Source organism: Pseudobutyrivibrio ruminis CF1b, assembly GCF_000424005.1.
Lineage (GTDB): Bacteria > Bacillota > Clostridia > Lachnospirales > Lachnospiraceae > Pseudobutyrivibrio > Pseudobutyrivibrio ruminis_C.
In genome coordinates this window covers 65,398-85,114 of sequence record NZ_AUJB01000008.1, presented here as the reverse complement: position 1 = coordinate 85,114, position 19,717 = coordinate 65,398, and the positions used below count along the sequence as shown (strand labels likewise).

Sequence of the window (19,717 nt, the reverse complement as noted above, 5' to 3'; positions counted from 1 at the left end):
TCAAACATCCTTAAATTACAACGTCTTCTTCTGCAAGTGAGCTGTTAGTTGCCAGGAATACCTCATCCTCTGACACGATATAAAGTCGGTAAATAAACAAATCAACAGTCTCTCCAACCTTGATTTCAGGCTCGTTTATACTTCTGCTTGCAGAGATAAGATTTCCGTGAAGTCTCGCCTTTATTTCAAGACTGCTGCCTCTAAAGATAATGTCTTCAACAACAGCTTCCTCAGCAGAATTTGCAAACTGAACGCTTTCGCCCTTCTTAAATACGCTTACAAACTCAGGACGAATATATGCCTTTGTACCCTCTCCCTTTCTGTTGAAATATCTAAACTCCTGATAGTTTTCTACCGCTACAGAATTTCCAATAAACTGTGCCACAAATGGTGTGGCCGGGTTCTTATAAAGCTCCTGAGGAGTTCCGGACTGCTCCACCTTTCCCTGATTAGTAACAATGATTTCGTCTGCCACCTCGATGGCCTCATCCTGATCGTGAGTTACAAAGATACTTGTGATATTTAGCTTTGTAATCATCTGTCTAAGCCAGGTTCTGAGCTCTAAGCGTACCTTTGCATCGATAGCCGCAAAAGGCTCATCCAAAAGAAGAATCTGTGGATTTGGAGCAAGAGCTCTTGCAAAGGCTACTCTTTGCCTTTGTCCTCCTGACAACTGGCTCGGATATCTCTTCTCTAGTCCCTCGCAGTTGATAAGTGAAAGCAGCTCTGTAACACGTGCCTTAATCTTGTCCTCTGGCACATTCTTCACACGAAGACCAAATGCAATATTGTCGTACACAGTCATGTATCTAAATAATGCATAATTCTGAAATACGAATCCTATTCCTCGCTCACTTCCTGGGATATTGTTAACCACCTTTCCATCGATAATAATCTCTCCGGAATCAGGCTGCTCTAAGCCTGCAATCATTCGAAGAATAGTGGTCTTTCCACTTCCCGATGGTCCAAGAAGAGCCACCAGTTTGCCCTTCTCAATAGAAATATTGATGTCCTTTGATGCGTGGAATTTTTTGAAATGCTTATTAATATCATGAAGCTCAACGTAAGCCATATTATTCACCCCTTTTACTTATTTAAATCAAGTTCCTTTTGTCCGCGTTTTTCAATTACCAGTCTCAGTATCAAAACAACAATTGCCAGCACTACCAAAATAGAAGATGCTGCAAATGCCCCAGTGAAATCATAGCCCTGATACAAAAGCTCTATATAAAGTGGCAATGTGTTTGTCTTGCCTCTAAGATGTCCTGATAAAACTGATACTGCGCCAAATTCTCCCATGGCTCTTGCTGTACAAAGCACTATTCCATAAAGCAAAGCCCATTTGATATGTGGAAAGGTTACCTTTCTAAAAATAGTGGCTGTACCTGCTCCCATGATGGCTGCTGCCTCTTCTTCATCCGTTCCCTGAGCTGTAAGCACTGGTATAAGCTCTCTTGAAATAAATGGAAATGTGACAAAGATTGTAGCTAAAACGATTCCCGGAACAGCAAATATAATTTGAATTCCATAGGAATCTAAAATTGGATATAGACTGCTCTGTCGTCCAAAGGTAAGTACATATATAAGACCTGCTATAATTGGTGAAACTGTAACTGGCAAATCTATAAAAGTAGATAATAGCTTCTTGCCCTTAAATGCATACTTTGTAATTAGCCATGCTGCAGCAATTCCAAATATCGTATTTACAATAACCGCAAATACGGTTGCCTCGATTGTCAAAAGGGCTGCCTTGATGGCATATTCATCTGTAACTGCATTTATATATCCTGAGATTCCGTCCTTTAGCGCCGTAATTACGATATATATAAGAGGAAGTAAAAGAAACACTCCCAGGAAAATAAAACTGATTGTGATTAGAACATATTTTAAAACCTTATTCTCTCTTCTTAGATTCATAATCTCTTCTCCTATGCCTTTCCATTAACTCTCTTTGAAACAATGCTTTGTGCCAGTGCATTTACTGACAAAATCACAATGGCTATACCAAGCATTACAAGAGCGATGGAGGTTGCCGCTGAGTAATCGTATTCCTGAAGCTCTGACATGATAAGTAGTGGTGCAATCTCTGTTTCATATGGAGTATTTCCGGCGATGAAAACTACGCTTCCATACTCACCGATTGATCTAGCAAATGCTAAAGTGAATCCTGAAATAATCGCCGGTAATATTTCCGGAAAGATTACTTTTCTAAAGGTAGTCTTGGCATCAGCGCCTAAAATAAAAGCAGCCTCCTCGTACTGAATATCTATTTTTTCCAAAACTGGCTGCACGCTTCGTACTACGAATGGGATGCCAATAAAGACAAGGGCTACTGTAATACCAATTCTTGTGTAAGCTATTCTGATTCCAAAAAGATTGTAGAAAATCTGTCCCACCCATCCGTTTGTAGTGGTCAGATGTGTAAGTGAAATACCTGCAACTGCTGTTGGCAGAGCAAATGGAAGCTCTATGATTCCATCTATAAATCTTTTTCCTTTGAAGTCATATCTTACTAATATCCAAGCCAGGATAAGCCCCATTACCACATTGATTAGCGAAGCAACAAAGGCTGTGGAGATAGATACGAAATATCCAGATAAAACTCTTGGTCTTGTTACCGTATATACGAATTCTGAAAAACTTAATTTTGCAGAAAAGACTACAAGAGAACAAAGTGGAATCAACACAATGATGCTTAGTATCGTAATTGTTATTCCCATTGAAATTCCAAAGCCTGGTATTATACTTCTTCTTTTATTCATAGTCATAATCCTCTCTGCAAAATATTGGAATGGAGTTGCCCCCATTCCAATTTATTTTTACTGCTCGTAAATGCTGTCGAAATTTGCACCATCTGCAAAGTGTGTAGCACGTGCCTGTGCCCAGCCACCGAAGTGATTGATATCTGTAAGATTTACGTTGTCATTAATCCACTTTCCATCAGCTGGAATCTCTGTGATAGTGTTTGAATCAGCTGTAAATACATACTTGTCATAGATTGACTTTGTGCTAGGTCTGTAGAAGTTCTGTGCCTCAATTTCCTGTGCTTCATCTGAATACAAATATCCTAAGTATTCCTTAGCTACATCTGCTGTGCCGTGCTTTTTTGCAACTTCATCTACTACAGCTACTGTTGGCTGGCAAAGGATTGATACTGAAGGAACTACAATCTCGTACTCTCCTGGATACTCCTGAAGTGAAAGGAATGCTTCATTCTCCCAGGCAATAAGAACATCGCCCTGCTTATTTTCAACAAAGGATGTTGTTGCACCTCTTGCACCAGAATCGAGAACAACTACATTGGCATAAAGCTTCTTGATTGAATCAAGGATTTCATCCTCACTCTGACCCTGCTGCTCGAAATAGTACCAGGCTGAAAGGTAATTCCACATTGCACCGCCAGATGTCTTAGGATTTGGTGTGATTACTCCCACGTCCTCTCTGATCAAATCGTTCCAGTCATAAATCTTCTTTGGGTTTCCTGAGCGAACAAGAAATACGATTGTCGATGTGTAAGGTGAGCTATCAAGCTCAAACTCTGATGTAAATCCATCATCAATAAGTCCTGCATCTGCAACTACCTGAACATCACCTTCAAGTGCAAGCGTAACTACATCTGCCTCAAGTCCGTTGGCAACCTCAAGTGCCTGCTTACCAGAACCACCGTGTGACTGTGTGATTTCAACCTTCTGACCAAACTCTTCTTCATAGTGCTTTGCAAAAAGCTCGTTGTAAGCTGCGTAAAGCTCTCTTGTTGGATCATAAGAAACGTTTGTAAGCTCGATTGTCTCCCCAGCACTCTTTGGAACTTCTTCACTATCTATGCCTGAAGCACTACTTGTGCTTCCACAACCTACAACCGAAGCTCCAAGTGCTGCGATTAAAATCAACGATAAAAGTTTCTTTTTCATAAAACATTTTCCTCCTTCAAATTTTTATTAACTACTTAACTACTAGGTTGGTAGGATTATATGCTATAAACCCTTGTAAAATCAATACTTCTAGCTCCTAAAGAAAATGAGAGCCAGCTATAAAATAGTTTTATAGCTGACTCTCTCTATTTGCTCTGTATATACTTTTCTACTTTTTCATAAAAGCTCTTTGAAAAATCCACAAGCTCTTTTGTTTCAATTTTGTTTGCGATATAGAAATCATCATAATCTGACGCACTCCTAATTTCTTCTGCCTTAGCCGCTTGTTTATAATCCTCCTGCGAAAATTCTCCCTTACCTTCCCTTATATAAAGTTTATTAAATAAAAGTAAACAACCTTTATGTGTTTTCGTCATAACTTCATCCATTGCTAATAAGGCTGTTATAGATTTTTCTACAGAATAATAAGCTCTGTTATTTGCAGATTTATAATGCTCATCATTCAACAAAGTCTCAGCTTCTAACATGAGTTCTTTTGCTCTTTCCAATCTAACCATAGCCAATGCCTGAAACTCACTATTTTGCATATAACACAATTCCCTCATCTTCTATATTTTTATAAAAAGGATACCAGGATTTCTTACTGATATACTCATTAAAAGGGATTGCAACAATATTAACCAGCTCCTGATACTTATCCATCATATCAGCACCAATCTGTGCAAATATATCAGTAAAACGACTTATATCTTCTCTTTCGCAGTTAACTAAAGCTGCAATATCCATATCGGAATCCTCACTATTCTCACCCCTTGCGCAAGAACCAAAAAGTACAACCTGTGCAACTTCATCTCCAATTTGATCTACAATCAGTTCGGATGATTCTTTAGCTACATCTATCACATGCTTACTTAAATCTGGCCATATCTCTGCCTTCGTATCCTGACCATCAATATTAAGCACGGTATAGTTCATATTTAGGCTGGTACCTGTAGCAGACATAATTCGAGATATTGTATTGAGAGAAGGATTTCCAAGCCCACGCTCCAACTTGCTTATATCAGCCTGACTAATACCAGTAATTTTAGATAAATCACGCTGAGATAGATTTGCATATGCCCTCAATCTTTTGACCATATTAGCTATCTGTTGTTTTTCATATTCAAATTCAGACTCTACACTCATAATACCCTCCTTGATATGATATAACCTATCGATATTATATATCATATCAAAAAAGTTTTCTACTATATTTGCAAAATAATAGCCAGCTATAAACTGAATCTATAGCTGGTCCAGGGAGGATGGATTAGTGCATCTGATGTTAAAAAACACTTTAAAGAATTTAAATAATAAAGAAGCCCGCTTTGCTTTGTAAGCAATTGGGGCTTCTTTCTATTTATCGCAGACCAACGAATGTATGCGGCCTCCAAGGGCTTCTTGCGATAATTCGCTGATAGTTTCAACGATTATTCTACTTTAATATTATTTTCTCTCCCAGGTAACAGCATCTGGCTTATATAAAGCTAGCGCATCGGTGTTGATGAAATCTGCTGGGTCGTACTGTGTTGGGAAATTTCCATTTTTGTAGCACCATTCTTCAACACTGTACAAATCCTCATATGCCTCCTGCGGAAATCCATAATCATGGGTGCTTTCCTGCCATCCCGAGATTACTAAGTCCTTTCTAAGACCAAGGTCTGCCTCTACCCATCCTGCAAATTCATCTAAATGTTCTGTTATATATGCAAATCCTTCTTCACTGACTGCCAAATATTTTGCCACCTCTGCCTTATGCTCCTCAAGGAACTTATTATTTGCTACAAGGAAGCCATACATTGGAGCCCCTACATCCACTATACTTGTGAATGGTACCCAACCAGCCTCTTCAAATTTTGGTTGAACCTGTTTCCCAGCCCAATAAGCATCACCTGAATTTGATATTGCAAGAGCAAGTGCCTCCTGAGGACTCGATACATTTGTATATTCCAGTTTGTCTGGATCCAAATCATATGTCTCAGCCAATTTACCATAATCGTATTCAACGACAACACCTGCATGTGAAATAAGAACTGCCCCCTCTAAATCTTTGGCTGTTTTTATGTGCTCGGGATTGACATACAAAACGAAATTTTTATTGATACCTGTCATAGTAAAAGCTCTTAAATCTGTATCAGCCAATGTATTACCAATTCTATTAATACCCGCATAATCTGCAAAATTACCTATATCCAGCTGGTCGATTGTAATAGCATCAATAGTATTTATTCCTGCTGCAAATTCAGTAGTCTCTAAATTAATCCCCCTGTCTTTTAAGAAATTAGTATGATTATCTAAAACTTTTAGATATTGATTAGGATCTCCTGAGCATACTCCAACCCTAAGTGTAATTTCGCCCACATCATCTATATTAAATGAGTCTGCATCAATGCTTGCTTCTTCATTCACTTCATTTTTCAAAGCAGAACCTGCCTCAATAGTATCCACACCTTCGTTGCCACAACCTGCAAATCCTGCACTAATTGCAATAGTCATTGTCACTGCAAGTATTTTCTTCAAGTAATTCTTTTTCATACCATACCTCCTAATATAAAAGGAGACCTTCTTTTCAAAAAAGAAAGCCTCCAGTCTTTTTGGTCAGCCTATGCTGTTTTTATTTCCTTAATGGTGTCTATATTCTCTACCGTATTGCCTTCATTCACAAAGTGAACTCTGTCCTCCTCATGCCTTGGAATATCAAGATGATCTCCATCCAAATCATAGAAGTTATCAAAGATACTGTTTTCTCCATTAACTGAGCTATATAAATCTCTATGAGTGATTCCATTTTTTCTGAGAAGCGTGTATGTCTTTTGATATAAATCTAAATACCAGTCTGGATCTGGAGCTCTATGTCCCTCAAGCTCTGAGCCAGGATTAGGCAGCCAATGAAGTGGAATTGCTACAACACCAAGTTCTGTCAAATATTCAATACCTTCAAGTAGTGTTGATTTAGGTTCAATTCCAGCCACAAAGAATGAGCGAACATTTCCTCTTCCAAATACTTCAACCTCATGCTTTAGGGCATTTATCCAATTTTGTCTACCGCCACAGATTTGTTCCTTGCCAGGGCAAATTGTCTTGAAGATATTCTCATCCCACACCTCCATGTTGGATGAAATTGCACTGTAACCAGCTTCCTTATATTTCTCTATTACAGATAAATCTGCTGGAGCACCAACACAAGCTGCACCTCCAAATTCCTTTAGACCTGTATAATCCTGAATAGCCTCAGCAACATCGATGTAATACTCTACCTCACGTCGCTCTGGAATAAATCCACCTGTAATGGTAATAGCCTGATATCCTTCTTCTCTTGCCTTTGCATATGTTTCCGCAATCTGTACAGGTGTTTTCCATGATATTCCCTGCAAATCTGCAAAACGGCTCTTAGTAGCGTTAATGTTGCAGAATTTACAATCCAATCCCTTATCCTTTAATGCACACTCGTTACTGTAGGCAACAGAAATTTTGGATTTTCCAACATCAGCAGCAATGGTCTTCATTGGAATGCCATCTGATGTTTTAAAATTGTGAAATTTAGGCTTCTCAACAAATGTAATTTCATCAAGCTGATTGCCCTTTTCCAAAAGATAATATTTCCCATTCTCATGCTGAATAGAAAATCTCGAATTGTGTTTGTAAGGTAGCCCTACTCTGAAATTGCTAGATAATCTTACAGATGTTGGCAGCTTTGTCTTGGTATAGGTTTCATGATTCATATCAAAACATGTTCGCACCTGTTCCTGAATTTCATTTTCAAAATCAAGTGTTGCAATTACTTCCGGACTAATATAGATGCCCTCACTTGAAATCTGGTTACCAAGCTCAATTTCCCTGTACAATTCTTCTCTTGTTATTGCTCTTGACATGGTTCTCCTCCTTTTACTGTTTGTTTATATAAAAAAGAGGTTTAAAACATGGTTTTATAACCTGTTTTAAACCTCTAGTTTTCTAGTCAGTATTTTTTATTTTCATCTGTAAATCAAGAAACTAGGATATCTTTTCTACATCCTCCTGTCACTTAATTAATTTCCAGTTTTGCATTCACCTGAAAATGCTCTCCATATTTTTGTATTCCATAAACGCTCATAATCACTATAGCTCCCACCAATACACTTAATGGATTAGCAATGTACACTGACCATTTTCCTAATTCTGGAAATGTAGCATAGGCAAATGATACTCTGCTGATAATATTTAAAGTAAAGGCTAAAAGGACAAATTTCATTTCCTTCTTACCTGTATATACTCCTATAAAACATCTAAAGAAAATCATAAATACCATCATTATCAAAATGGAAACCATATAATTCATTCCCTCGGAAACGATGGCTTCATCATATTCATCTAAGAAAAGCTTTATTATTTCACGACCCTGATAATAAATCAGTACAGAATAGAAACTTACCATAATCACACAAAGCTTAATTGCTGCCTTTACGCCTTCTTCTATTCTCTCTGGTTTACCTGCACCAATATTTTGAGCTGTAAATACAGCCAACGCCTCTGCAATGGTAATAATCGGGAGCGATATTATTCCATCGATTTTTCCACCAATGGATACCCCTGCAATCATCGCTGTACCACATTGATTTATTAGAGCTGATACTAAAATGATTCCCAGGGAAAGTATTCCCTGCTGCAAAATGGATGGAAATGAAACTCTAAGAATGTCCTTTAGCTTTTCTGATACCACACCAGCTTCAAAAGAAAATTTTGAACGCGGCACGGTAGCTATCAAATTCGTAAATACGATTATCATTGAAAGAGCCTGCGAAATTATAGTAGCAATTGCAGCGCCGTTTACACCTAAGCCAAAAATACAAATCAATACCAAATCAAGTAAAATGTTACATATAGTGCTTGAAAGTAATGCGATAAAAGTAATATTAGAATTTCCCATTGCCTGCGTGATTGCAATGCCATAATTAAAGAGAAATACAAAAGGATAACCTATCAATATAATTCTTAAATAACCATATGCATCCTGAAAAATCACATCCGGAACCTTTATAAATTCCATGATATTTGTAGCCTTTGTTATACCAATTACAGTACATATGACTCCTGTTGCTACTATAAGTAAAAAACCTACTTCTCTGCTGATATTGAAATCCTTTTCGTCTCTTCGCCCATAGCTCTCGGAACAGATAACTGAAATTCCAGCCTTTAAGCCAAGCACTATGGCGTTAAAAATGAAAATAAGATTACTTACAGAGCCAACAGCTGACAACGCCATGCTCCCTACATACCTCCCTACGATATAGGTATCCACCGCGTTGTACAGCTGTTGCAGAATATTACCAAGAGTCAAGGGAATGATAAAATACAGCAGTGAAACTGTAACATTTCCAGATGTCATATCTCTTTTCATGCTGTCTTACCATCCTCCTGTTCCAGATAATCAATAACTAGTTTTGCTGGAAGTTTAAACATCTCCCGTCTTAATTTAAGCTCAGCACTGTCTATCTGCTTTTTCTTACTTAATAAACCAATGGTCTTTTTATTTGCCATATCAGAAAAACTTCTAATGCCAATAAAATCAATTTTCTTGGCAGTTGCCACCTGAGCTACAGCAGCTGTTTCCATATCAAATGCAATCGGCTTGAATTCCTTTTTTATAGCTCTTCTCTTTTTTCTCTCATAGAGAACAAAATCACCTGTTGCAATCCTTCCTGCTTTGAAACTAATCTCGCTAGCCTTTGCCACCTGAATTATTCCCTCGAGAAGATACCTTGGAGTAGGATCAATAACTGGACTGTTTTCTGGTATCAATGTTCTCATATCTACCTGCACATAATCTGTACCAATTGCTAATGACCCTCTGTCCAAATCATCAGCTAAGCCTCCTGCCACACCAACATTGACAATTAAGTCCGGATTAACATCATTTATTGCATCTGCTGTTTGAAATGCAGCATTGACTTTTCCTACGCCTAAGACCTTCACATAAACATAAATATCTTTTATCGTATTTACGTATTCTCCCTCATCCTGTTTAATCCAGTCAGTATTGTCTCTCAAATATTCGTCTATGAATTCTGTCTCCTGAGGCAATGCACTCACAATCAATACTTTTTTCATGCCACCACCTTATACCAGCTGGCTTGCTGGAACTACTACCTGCTTTGGGTCTGCCTGAAAATCAAGAACCTTTACTGATTCCGTCTCTACTTTAAAAATCACATTTACCTGAGGATCATAATTGAGCTGCGGACGTCTCTCTTTAATAAGGCTGGCTGCCTTCTTTGCATCAAGCTCATCAAGCTCTAACGCACGTCCATAAATGGTTACATTCTTTGGAGCCTGCTGTCCCTCATGCTGAAATAAAAGAGCCACATTATTGTTGTGAGCAATATCCTTTGTCTTATCAGTATTTTTTGTTGTTTGAAAAACTATGTCCTTGCCGTCGATATTGTATCCACCAATATGTCTAAGCTGCGGGTTTCCTGCCTCATCTACAGTAGAAAGAACCAAGCTCTTATTCTCATAAATATAATCCTTTATATCTTTAAAATTTGCCATAATATTATCCTCCTGTCTCTTCCCTTATACGGCTACAGAATTAGCCTCTGCTACTTCATTTTCAACAGCTTCTTCCTCATTTTCTGCCTTCTGTAAGCCTTCGTGCTTTGCCTTTGATGCTCTTATAGCATTCTCAAGCTGCTCAGTAGTGTATTTTATAAACTCCCCTACTCTTTGATCATTAACATCTCTTGGATACTTATAAGGAACGGTAATTTTATCAACGATACTTGCATCTGGAGCCACCGAGAAAATACTGATATTCTCACCTAAATAAACTGCTTCTGCTATATCGTGAGTAACAAAAAGAATTGTCTTTCCAGTCTTTTTCCAAATGTTAATAAGCTCGTCCTGAAGTGTTCGTCTTGTCTGTGCATCAAGAGCTCCAAATGGCTCATCCATAATAAGAACCTCTGGGTTTGCAGCAATACTTCTGGCGATCTGGACTCTTTGCTTCATACCACCTGAAAGTTCATCCGGATACTTGTGCTCATGTCCCTTAAGACCTACCAGCTCAATAGCATCTGAAGCAATCTTTTTTCTCTCGTCCTTTTTCACACCACGCATTCTCAGTCCATACTCTACATTTTTCTGGACTGTAAGCCATGGGAAAATAGCTGAGTCTGCATTTTGGAAAACAACACCTCTCTCAGAGCCAGGTCCAGAAATCTCTTTGCCATCAAGCTTTACAGAACCCTCTGTCTTATTTAAAAAGCCTGCTACAATATTTAAGAGTGTAGTTTTACCGCATCCACTTGCTCCAAGGAAAATATGAAATTCTCCCTCCTGGATTTCCAGATTTACATCCTTCAACACATAGTCAGTTTCATGTCCCACGAAATTATCATGCGCACTGTTACCCTTTGTGAATAAAAGAGCTTTGTTCTCTACATCATATTTTTTGCTGATATGTTCAATTTTAATTTTAGTATTATTAGACATAAGCTCCTCCTATCCTGTAACGCCATAATGCTTAAGTGATTTTTTTGCTACAAATCTAAGAAATTTATCAGCAAAAAATCCTAAAACACCAAGAGTTACGATTCCTACAAAAATCCAATCAGTTCTGTAATAAAGTCGTGATGTATAAACCAGGTAACCAAGTCCACTATTAGCTGCCAGCATTTCAGCTCCTACAATGGAAATAATGGCTGTACTAAGACCAAGTCTTGCGCCTGTCAAAATACTAGGTACTGCTCCTGGAACAGTTACAGTGATAAAGGACTGAAATCTATTTGCTCCGAGAGACTCTGCTGCCTGATACTTCACTGGATTGATAGTATTTACACCAGCTATTGTGTTTATAATGATTGGAAAAATAGATGCATAAGTAATCAAAATCAGTTTTGATTCTTCACCTACACCAAACCACATCAGAAAGAGAGTCAAAAAACCAATAGCTGGTACAAATCTGAAGAAATTTATAAATGGCTCTATAAACCAGTTCACAATTCTGAATCTACCAATCAGCAGTCCCACAGGAATTCCAATTAGTAGTGCTCTACTCCAGCCTAAAAGCACACGCTGAACACTAATACTTATATCCTCCCAAAGCTTTCCATTTAGCACGATTTCTTTAAAACCTACAAAAGTCTCTACTGGACTTGGAAAAAATGATTCTGCGTAAAACAGTGACACTATTCCCCAAATCACAAATAGTACAGCCCAGGAAATGATTCCGCTTTTAATAATTTTTCTCGTAATATTCTTCATAGGGACCTCCTATTTTGCCTGCCAGGTTACCTCGTCTGGTGAAACCAAAGCCAAGGCATCTGTGTTAATGTAATCAGTAAAATCGTATTCTGTTGGGAAATTACCATTCTTATAACACCAGTCTTCAACCTTGAGCAGATCTTCATAAGCATCCTGTGGGAATGTGTAATTATGTGTAGCTTCCTTCCAGCCTCTTATAACCAAATCTTTATCAAGACCTATATCAGCCTGAACCCAGCCTGCAAACTCATCAAGGTTCTCATCAATATAATCAAAGGCTTCATCACTAACCTTTAAAAACTTTGCAACCTCTGCCTTGTGCTCCTCCAAATATGAATTGTTTGCTACTAAGAATGTATACATAGTTGCGTCAACATCAGAAATATTTACAAGAGGCTTCCAACCAACCTCTTCAAACTTAGGAGCAATCTGATCATTTACCCAAAAACTGTCTGCTCCGTTTGTAGCAGCTAATGCAATTGCCTCCTGTGTACTTGATACGTTTACTAATTCTACCTTTGACTTATCAATATCATAGGTTTCGAATAATTTTCCATAATCATATTCAAATACAACACCTGCCATTGAGATTGCTGTATGCCCTTCCAAATCCTTTGGCTCCTTAATAGTATCTGGATTTACATAAAGATTATATGCATTAGATTTTCTGATAGTGGCAAAAGCTCTAAGCTGTGTATCTGCTAAAGTATTTCCAATTCTATTTACACCTGCATAATCTGCAAAAAGACCTACATCTAATTGATCTGTAGTAATGGCATCAATTGTATTAATACCAGCTGCAAACTCTGTAGTTTCAAGATTAATACCTCTATCCTTCAGATAGCCTGTGTGATTATCTAAAATCTTTAGATATTGATTTCCGTCACCAGAATTCACACCTACTCTGATAGTAAATTCTCCTACATCATCAATATTGAAATTTTCAGGATCGATTTCTACTTTCGTTTCCTCATCCGACTTTAATTTTGAACCAGCCTCTATAGTATCAGCCCCTTCATTTCCACAACCTACAAATCCTACGGTCATAGATAATGCTGCTGTTATAGCCAAAAATTTCTTTAAGTAATTCTTTTTCATATTTTCCTCCTGTAAAGCAAAGAGGCTCCCTCTTTTTGAGGAAGCCTCCAGTTTTCTGGTCAGCCTTATGCTGTTTTCTCTATTAATTCTTCTTCTCTATTATCTACTGTGCTATCTTCTCCAACAAAGTGAACTCTGTCAGCCTCGTGCTTTGGAATATCAAGATGATCACCATCTAAATCATAGAAGTAATCAAAGATTGAATTCTCAACGTTTGCTGAATGATACAAATCTCTATGAGTAAGACCATTCTTCTTGAGCAATGTATATGTCTTCTGATATAAATCCAAATACCACTCTGGAGTTGGAGCTCTGTGTCCTTCAAGTGCTGAACCTGGATTTGGAATCCAATGAAGAGGAATTGCCACTACACCAAGCTCTGTAAGATATTCAATACCTTCAAGAAGTGTAGATTTTGGTTCAATACCTGCAACAAAAAATGAGCGAACATTTCCTTTACCGAATACTTCAACCTCATGCTTAAGCGCGTTAATCCAATTCTGTCTTCCACCACAAATCTGTTCCTTACCAGGGCAGATTGTCTTGAAGAAGTTCTCGTCCCATACCTCAAGGTTAGTAGAAATAGCCCTATAGCCTGCTTCCTTATATTTTTCGATTACTGAAAGATCACTAGGTGCACCTACGCAGGCTGTTCCACCAAAGTCCTGAAGACCTGTTAAATCCTGAATTGTCTCAGCCACATCAATATAGTATTCTACTTCACGACGCTCTGGAACAAATCCACCTGTGATAGTGATAGATTCATAGCCTTCCTCTCTGGCCTTAGCATATGTCTCAGCAATCTGGTAAGGTGTCTTCCAAGAGATTCCCTGTAAATCCGCAAATCTGCTCTTAGTTGCGTTGATGTTACAGAATTTGCAGTCAAGTCCCTTATCCTTGAGAGCACATTCGTTACTGTAGGCAACTGTTACCTTTGTCTTACCAACCTCGTTAGCGATGGTCTTCATATCTACACCATCAGAAGTTTTATGATTGTAGAATTTTGGCTTTTCCACAAAAGTAACTTCATCAATCTGATTGTTTCCCTCTAAAAGATAATACTTTCCATTTTCATGCTGAACAGAAAATCTTGAATTATGTCTATAAGGAAGTCCTAATCTAAAGTTACTTGATAGACGAATAGAAGTAGGAAGCTTTGTTTTTGTGTAAGTCTCATGATTCATATCAAAGCATGTTCTCATCTGCTCCTGAACATGATTTTCAAAATCAAGTGTGCTGATTACTTCTGGTGAAATATATATACCTTCATTTGCAATAATGTTGCTCAACTCAATCTCTTTAAATAATTCCTCTCTAGTAATAGCCCTAGACATAATAATCCTCCTTTTAAATTAACCGTGTTTAAATAGATTCTCTAACTGTACCCTGTGAAACCAGACCGACCTGCTTCACGTTGTGACTCTTCTTATAAGAATGCTCCAGCCAGACATTTTGTCCCTTTAACTCCTTCAGCTTGTTCTGAAGTTTTTCTTCTTTTTCTTTATCAGCCTGCTTAACTGCTGTTATATATTCAGCAATAACCCCAACTATACCTCGCACACCTATGGATGAATGATTAAGAATTGTTTTGTGATAAACAGGATATGATGCTTCCACAAGTGGAATACCATGTTTATCAGCAACATGCTGTTCTAAAGAACTTCCAATAACCAATTCTGCCTTTGACTGTCTGATAATATCGTTGATGTCCTTCTGGTCAGATGTCTTATAAATGTTCTTTGCTATAGAATTAAGAACTTCTTCATTATCCAAAGTATGTTCTTCATCCTTTTTCAATGCATCTGTTAATACCGCTGCAACTACCTCTGCGCCAAAAACCTCCTGAACCAGCTTCCCTAATCTGATTACATGCTCCTCTTCGCCAACAATAGCTACAGTTCTTCCAAGATCATTCTCAATAATTTCATCTCTGACTCTCGACCAGTAATTTAGCTCGTATTTCTGTTCCTTCTCTAAAAAGTGCTCTTTTGTCTCCTGATCGATAGTGATATATTCTTCAATTCCTTCAATAAGTGCTCTCTCATCATCAGCATTTATAGGTAATGCTGCTCTTTGAATTACTGGAATCTCAAATTTTTCATTCAATACCTTTGCAGGTAGTTCCCCCCATCTTCCAAATGTAATTGAAAGAGCAGCGTTCCTTGCATTTTCTATATCCTCAGTGCCCCCATCAGCACCAAAGAAGATATTTGTTTCCAATCCAACACCATTTAGAATTCTTGTTATCTCCTCAAGATTCCCCTGCCAATAGGGATCCTTCTGGGGAATAATTCCGAATATATTTACAAGACGTGGATTCTTTTCACCTTCATTCTTTTTAAGCTCATAAACTGATTTGAAAATGTCAGCTAACACATGTTCATATCCGTAATAAGCACTACCGTTGAATCCAGCTATCAATGTATCTACAACTGGCTCGCCTTGTTCAACGATCTCTCTTGTCATGGCATCTACGTCATCACCTACCATAGCTGACTCACAGCTATTGAGGATTATATAAAGAGAACCATCAACAACCTTTACTGTGTTTTTAATCTGCTCTCTAAGTCGTGACGCTCCACCGAAAATAACATGACGTTCCTGAGCTGCTGTTCCTGGTGTTGAATAGCCGGAAAATCTTGGATTTCCACCTGATGTTTTGGAATTGGCCAAATAATTGATTACTCCACAGCTTGCATTGGCATGAACCACAGGAACTACTCCCTGAATTTCCTGAACTGTCTGTAAAGCTCCATGAAGGGCACATCCATTTCTGGGATTCTTAATAATATTTGCCATCTAACTTACCTCCTGCTTTACATACCAGTTTCCACTTCGTTTCTTCCAGCTATCCTTATAACTGCTATTCTGTCTGTATTTATTTTGGAAACCAATTACCTTCCTGATTGAATTAACAATAACTTCAACTCCCTTAAAGCCGTAAGTTACCTTATTCTTTGTAGAAATAACTACAGCGCCCTCATCCGTAGCAAATGAACTTCCTGAATTTTCACTGAAGAAAATATCTATCTGATTTTTTGATAATTCATTTGCCTTTTCAAACTGCTGGCCATTTCCAATGATTGCAACTGTGTTTTTCTGTAGAAAATCCAGTCTTTTAAGCTGCTTTCTATTCTCTAAATCCACAAATGGTGATGAAAAACCTACCACTTCTCCACCTAAATTAGTGAATAATCTTGCATATGCCGGCACCCTGCTAAGTGATGCGTCTATGAAGATTTTTCTATCTCCAAGCACATCCTTTACAACTGCCTGAGCAAGCTCAGACTCTACCTTCTCGATATAATCAACAACTTCCTGTTCTATATTTAAGAATGCTGCAATCTTGAGTAGAAAATTCTTTGTTCCTCTAAATCCTATTGGCGCTTCTGTCTCTATATAAGGTATCTCGTAAAGCTCCTCAAGCTCTCTTGCCAGATAGTCTCCCTCTTCTGGATTAAGAACAACTGAGGCTCTCGCTCTTGATGCTCTTCTGATTTCCTCTACGCTTGAGAATCTAGGAATCACCTGGAATTTAATATCAAGCTCATGGAAAATTTCGGCTATAGCTGCCACGTCTTCGATGTCTTCCGAAAATGAAATTATATTAATGAAGTTATCCTTAAGCTCAACATTTTTAGAAATCAGATATTTTAACAAGCTGTGTGTCACGATATCGTAGCCTGTGACTGGAGTCTTGGTCTTAAAACCATCTGTATAAATGCTTATAATAGGAATACCTATCTCATCCTCAAGCTCCAAAATAACCGAATTAATATCATCATTATTTATGGCTACAACCGGTGTACCAATAATTAATATCACCTTTGGATGCTTCTCTTCGTAGGCTCTTAAAATAGCTTCTCTAAGCTTATCATCACCGCCAAGTATTGTGTCCCTCTCAACAAGATTTGTAGAGTACCAGCTAAAGTCCTTTACATTAGACTGAGATATTCCAAGAGCACCACATCCCACTGAGCCATTTACTATAATCGCAGCATCCTCAATCTTTGAAAGAACATCAAATGCATAGATAGTTTCATCATCATGTATTTGTGAGAAGGTTCTGATTCTCTGCTTTATCTCTTCTCCAGAGGTTTCATCAATCAGTCCTTCCAGTGTTCCATGAAAATGACTAAGAGAGCTAAGACGTTTTTCTCTTGTTAATGCTTTTCTATCATCTATAGAACTCATACTTCTCGTTCTCCTTTCTGGGGTACTAAATTGCTTCTGCGACGCCTACCACTCCGCTTTCAATATCGTAAATACGATCTCCCCAGTTTCTTGCCCAGTCTCTAAGCTCTGCAGAACCAAGCGGATTAGGAACCACAAGATTCTCATTTTCCGCAATGTACTTGGCAAGATTTCTATAAATATCAGCCTGCGCACTATTAGGCTTAGCCTCAATAACAGTCTTACCATAAAGCTCTGACTGCTGTACATCGATAGAACGATTTACGTATCCTGCAATGCTTGTACCAGTCTTTGCTACAAAATCCTCTACGATTTCACGATGGTATCCAGGCTTCATACTATTTGCAATAACACCACCAAGCTTTGCACCACCTGTAGGGGCATATTTATTAATGGCCTTGAAAAGATTGTTAGCAGCATATAAAGCCATGAAATCTGAAGATGATACAACGTAAGCTCTGTCCGTAATTCCATCTCTGATTGGAACTGCAAAACCACCACATACAACGTCGCCAAGTACATCATAAAGAACGTAGTCTGGCTTGAACTCTTCAAAAAGATTGAGCTCCTGAAGAAGATTTACAGCTGCATTGATTCCTCGTCCTGCACAGCCAACACCTGGAACTGGTCCGCCTGATTCAATACAGAGTACTCCGCCAAATCCCTTTACAGAAATATCATCAAGATGGATTTTATTACCTTCTCTTAAGCTATCAAGAACAGTTGGAAGGTAGTTATTTCCACGAAGTGTGTTTGTTGAATCACTCTTTGGATCACATCCAATCTGAATTACTCTATATCCAGCCTCTGCAAGTGCTGCACTAATATTTGATGTTGTTGTAGATTTTCCAATTCCACCCTTGCCATAGATAGCGATATGTTTTCCGATTTTCTCTGCCATTTTTCCTTATACCTTCCTTATGCTTGTACTGCTTCCTTTGCCTCAGAAATATACTGAACAGCCAAATCAACTTTTATCTCATTAAGGTAGCTCTTTATCTCCTCCACCTTATCTAAATGCTCCCAAGGTAAGTCCACATCGGTCCTGCCGAAATGTCCATAAGCAGCAGTCTGCTTGTAGATTGGCCTACGAAGATTAAGGGCATCGATGATTGCTGCTGGTCTGAGATCAAATACTCTTTCAATAATTTCAACAATTTTTTCATCATCAATCACTCCTGTTCCAAATGTGTCTACGGCAATTGATACTGGCTTTGCTACGCCGATTGCGTATGCAAGCTCTACTTCAAGTCTCTTAGCTAATCCTGCAGCCACAAGATTCTTTGCCACCCAGCGAGCTGCGTAGGCTGCAGAACGGTCAACCTTTGTTGGATCCTTTCCTGAGAAAGCACCGCCGCCGTGACGACCTGTGCCACCATAGGTATCCACGATGATCTTACGTCCTGTCAGTCCTGCATCTCCCTGTGGACCACCGATAACAAATCTTCCAGTTGGATTTACATAATATATGGTGTTTTCGTCTAGGAGTTCTTCTGGAATTACCGGCTTTATGACGTATTCAATTACGTCTTTACGAATCTGCTCAAGAGTTACATCCTCTGCATGCTGTGTTGAAATTACGATGGTATGTACTCTCTTTACAGTCTGTCCATCCTCTGCAAATTCCACAGTTACCTGTGATTTTCCATCTGGTCTAAGGTATGGAAGTGTTCCATCCTTTCGAACCTTTGTAAGTTGTCTAGTAAGACGATGAGCAAACGAAATAGCTGGTGGTAAATATTCTGGTGTCTCATCGGTCGCGTATCCAAAAATGATTCCCTGGTCACCTGCTCCTGTTCCAAAATCTTCCGTCACTCCTTCCTGTTTTGATTCAAATGCCTTATCAACTCCAAGTGCAATATCTGCTGACTGCTCATCAATTGATGTAAGTACTGCAATTGAATCTGCATTATATCCATCAACGTTATTTACATAACCAATCTCTCTGATTGTTTCCTTAGCAACCTTTGCAATGTCCACATAAGCCTTTGTTGTAATCTCTCCTACAACAAGAGCTAGTCCTGTTGCCACTGTTGTCTCAGCAGCGACTCTAGAATATGGATCCTGAGCAAGTAGCTCATCAAGGATTGCATCAGAAATTTGGTCTGCAATTTTGTCTGGATGTCCTTCTGTTACTGATTCTGATGTGAATAACTTTCCCATGTTCTTTTTTTCTCCTTTTGTTTCTTTTTTGTTTTTTATAGAAAAAAAGAGGCTCAAGAGCACAGCGAATGAAACCGTGTTCCTGAACCTCTAGTTGTCTAGTCAGTTCT

General features: G+C 38.4%; 19 protein-coding genes. All 19 read right to left on the bottom strand.

Translation table 11 applies throughout. From position 1 onward, the window contains the following. Positions 1-10: 10 nt before the first annotated feature. Entirely contained in the window at positions 11-1,072 is a 1,062-nt protein-coding gene (locus G592_RS0102680; RefSeq protein WP_028246444.1) for a sulfate/molybdate ABC transporter ATP-binding protein, read from the bottom strand. Positions 1,073-1,086: 14 nt separating this feature from the next. Continuing rightward, complete coding sequence (cysW, locus tag G592_RS0102675; RefSeq protein WP_028246443.1) at positions 1,087-1,917, bottom strand: sulfate ABC transporter permease subunit CysW; 831 nt, start codon at positions 1,915-1,917, stop codon at positions 1,087-1,089. A gap of 11 nt (positions 1,918-1,928) precedes the next feature. Further along, on the bottom strand, positions 1,929-2,762 hold the full coding sequence (gene cysT / locus G592_RS0102670) for a sulfate ABC transporter permease subunit CysT (protein WP_196801817.1): 834 nt from the start codon (positions 2,760-2,762) through the stop codon (positions 1,929-1,931). A gap of 57 nt (positions 2,763-2,819) precedes the next feature. Continuing rightward, positions 2,820-3,911: a sulfate ABC transporter substrate-binding protein gene (locus tag G592_RS0102665; RefSeq protein ID WP_028246441.1), complete on the bottom strand. Its 1,092-nt coding sequence runs from the start codon at positions 3,909-3,911 to the stop codon at positions 2,820-2,822. 146 nt (positions 3,912-4,057) lie between these two features. Then, on the bottom strand, positions 4,058-4,459 hold the full coding sequence (locus G592_RS0102660) for a HEPN domain-containing protein (protein WP_028246440.1): 402 nt from the start codon (positions 4,457-4,459) through the stop codon (positions 4,058-4,060). Further along, the gene (locus G592_RS16880; protein WP_051194726.1) at positions 4,449-5,057 is read right to left on the bottom strand and encodes a helix-turn-helix domain-containing protein; all 609 of its coding nucleotides are present in this window, start codon (positions 5,055-5,057) and stop codon (positions 4,449-4,451) included. Before G592_RS16880 ends, G592_RS0102660 begins: the two co-directional genes overlap by 11 nt. A gap of 300 nt (positions 5,058-5,357) precedes the next feature. Further along, the gene (locus G592_RS0102650) at positions 5,358-6,446 is read right to left on the bottom strand and encodes an ABC transporter substrate-binding protein (RefSeq protein WP_028246438.1); all 1,089 of its coding nucleotides are present in this window, start codon (positions 6,444-6,446) and stop codon (positions 5,358-5,360) included. A gap of 68 nt (positions 6,447-6,514) precedes the next feature. Then, positions 6,515-7,783: a radical SAM protein gene (locus G592_RS15460; protein WP_036951621.1), complete on the bottom strand. Its 1,269-nt coding sequence runs from the start codon at positions 7,781-7,783 to the stop codon at positions 6,515-6,517. Between the two features lie 152 nt (positions 7,784-7,935). After that, positions 7,936-9,288, bottom strand: coding sequence for an MATE family efflux transporter (locus G592_RS0102640; RefSeq protein ID WP_028246437.1), 1,353 nt, complete (start codon positions 9,286-9,288; stop codon positions 7,936-7,938). Then, the gene (locus G592_RS0102635) at positions 9,285-9,998 is read right to left on the bottom strand and encodes a 5'-methylthioadenosine/S-adenosylhomocysteine nucleosidase (RefSeq protein WP_028246436.1); all 714 of its coding nucleotides are present in this window, start codon (positions 9,996-9,998) and stop codon (positions 9,285-9,287) included. The genes G592_RS0102640 and G592_RS0102635 overlap by 4 nt, the downstream gene beginning before the upstream one ends. 9 nt (positions 9,999-10,007) lie before the next feature. After that, the gene (locus G592_RS15455) at positions 10,008-10,439 is read right to left on the bottom strand and encodes a pyridoxamine 5'-phosphate oxidase family protein (RefSeq protein ID WP_051194725.1); all 432 of its coding nucleotides are present in this window, start codon (positions 10,437-10,439) and stop codon (positions 10,008-10,010) included. 24 nt (positions 10,440-10,463) lie between these two features. Then, positions 10,464-11,381, bottom strand: coding sequence for an ABC transporter ATP-binding protein (locus G592_RS15450; RefSeq protein WP_081660289.1), 918 nt, complete (start codon positions 11,379-11,381; stop codon positions 10,464-10,466). 9 nt (positions 11,382-11,390) lie between these two features. Next, positions 11,391-12,152 (bottom strand): ABC transporter permease, encoded by a 762-nt coding sequence (locus tag G592_RS0102620; RefSeq protein WP_028246435.1) that lies wholly within the window; start codon positions 12,150-12,152, stop codon positions 11,391-11,393. A gap of 9 nt (positions 12,153-12,161) precedes the next feature. Beyond that, complete coding sequence (locus G592_RS0102615; RefSeq protein WP_028246434.1) at positions 12,162-13,250, bottom strand: ABC transporter substrate-binding protein; 1,089 nt, start codon at positions 13,248-13,250, stop codon at positions 12,162-12,164. Between the two features lie 65 nt (positions 13,251-13,315). Further along, the gene (locus G592_RS0102610) at positions 13,316-14,584 is read right to left on the bottom strand and encodes a radical SAM protein (RefSeq protein ID WP_028246433.1); all 1,269 of its coding nucleotides are present in this window, start codon (positions 14,582-14,584) and stop codon (positions 13,316-13,318) included. Positions 14,585-14,612: 28 nt separating this feature from the next. Next, positions 14,613-16,049: a nitrogenase component 1 gene (locus G592_RS15445; protein ID WP_081660288.1), complete on the bottom strand. Its 1,437-nt coding sequence runs from the start codon at positions 16,047-16,049 to the stop codon at positions 14,613-14,615. Further along, complete coding sequence (locus G592_RS0102600; protein ID WP_028246432.1) at positions 16,050-17,444, bottom strand: nitrogenase component 1; 1,395 nt, start codon at positions 17,442-17,444, stop codon at positions 16,050-16,052. Positions 17,445-17,469: 25 nt separating this feature from the next. Beyond that, complete coding sequence (locus tag G592_RS0102595; RefSeq protein WP_028246431.1) at positions 17,470-18,345, bottom strand: AAA family ATPase; 876 nt, start codon at positions 18,343-18,345, stop codon at positions 17,470-17,472. Between the two features lie 17 nt (positions 18,346-18,362). After that, positions 18,363-19,607 carry a methionine adenosyltransferase gene (metK, locus tag G592_RS15440; protein ID WP_051194724.1) on the bottom strand — a complete coding sequence of 415 codons (1,245 nt, stop codon included), beginning with the start codon at positions 19,605-19,607 and terminating at the stop codon, positions 18,363-18,365. Positions 19,608-19,717: the final 110 nt, after the last annotated feature.

What these genes read in the sequence shown, in the direction of transcription:
- G592_RS0102610 (WP_028246433.1), bottom strand. Translation starts at nt 14,584, where the DNA reads ATGTCTAGGGCTATTACTAGAGAGGAATTATTTAAAGAGATTGAGTTG.
- G592_RS0102650 (WP_028246438.1), bottom strand. Translation starts at nt 6,446, where the DNA reads ATGAAAAAGAATTACTTGAAGAAAATACTTGCAGTGACAATGACTATT.
- G592_RS0102665 (WP_028246441.1), bottom strand. Translation starts at nt 3,911, where the DNA reads ATGAAAAAGAAACTTTTATCGTTGATTTTAATCGCAGCACTTGGAGCT.
- G592_RS15460 (WP_036951621.1), bottom strand. Translation starts at nt 7,783, where the DNA reads ATGTCAAGAGCAATAACAAGAGAAGAATTGTACAGGGAAATTGAGCTT.
- G592_RS15450 (WP_081660289.1), bottom strand. Translation starts at nt 11,381, where the DNA reads ATGTCTAATAATACTAAAATTAAAATTGAACATATCAGCAAAAAATAT.
- G592_RS0102635 (WP_028246436.1), bottom strand. Translation starts at nt 9,998, where the DNA reads ATGAAAAAAGTATTGATTGTGAGTGCATTGCCTCAGGAGACAGAATTC.
- G592_RS0102615 (WP_028246434.1), bottom strand. Translation starts at nt 13,250, where the DNA reads ATGAAAAAGAATTACTTAAAGAAATTTTTGGCTATAACAGCAGCATTA.
- cysT (WP_196801817.1), bottom strand. Translation starts at nt 2,762, where the DNA reads ATGAATAAAAGAAGAAGTATAATACCAGGCTTTGGAATTTCAATGGGA.
- G592_RS0102640 (WP_028246437.1), bottom strand. Translation starts at nt 9,288, where the DNA reads ATGAAAAGAGATATGACATCTGGAAATGTTACAGTTTCACTGCTGTAT.
- G592_RS16880 (WP_051194726.1), bottom strand. Translation starts at nt 5,057, where the DNA reads ATGAGTGTAGAGTCTGAATTTGAATATGAAAAACAACAGATAGCTAAT.
- G592_RS0102600 (WP_028246432.1), bottom strand. Translation starts at nt 17,444, where the DNA reads ATGAGTTCTATAGATGATAGAAAAGCATTAACAAGAGAAAAACGTCTT.
- G592_RS0102620 (WP_028246435.1), bottom strand. Translation starts at nt 12,152, where the DNA reads ATGAAGAATATTACGAGAAAAATTATTAAAAGCGGAATCATTTCCTGG.
- G592_RS15455 (WP_051194725.1), bottom strand. Translation starts at nt 10,439, where the DNA reads ATGGCAAATTTTAAAGATATAAAGGATTATATTTATGAGAATAAGAGC.
- G592_RS0102595 (WP_028246431.1), bottom strand. Translation starts at nt 18,345, where the DNA reads ATGGCAGAGAAAATCGGAAAACATATCGCTATCTATGGCAAGGGTGGA.
- G592_RS15445 (WP_081660288.1), bottom strand. Translation starts at nt 16,049, where the DNA reads ATGGCAAATATTATTAAGAATCCCAGAAATGGATGTGCCCTTCATGGA.
- G592_RS0102680 (WP_028246444.1), bottom strand. Translation starts at nt 1,072, where the DNA reads ATGGCTTACGTTGAGCTTCATGATATTAATAAGCATTTCAAAAAATTC.
- cysW (WP_028246443.1), bottom strand. Translation starts at nt 1,917, where the DNA reads ATGAATCTAAGAAGAGAGAATAAGGTTTTAAAATATGTTCTAATCACA.
- G592_RS0102660 (WP_028246440.1), bottom strand. Translation starts at nt 4,459, where the DNA reads ATGCAAAATAGTGAGTTTCAGGCATTGGCTATGGTTAGATTGGAAAGA.
- metK (WP_051194724.1), bottom strand. Translation starts at nt 19,607, where the DNA reads ATGGGAAAGTTATTCACATCAGAATCAGTAACAGAAGGACATCCAGAC.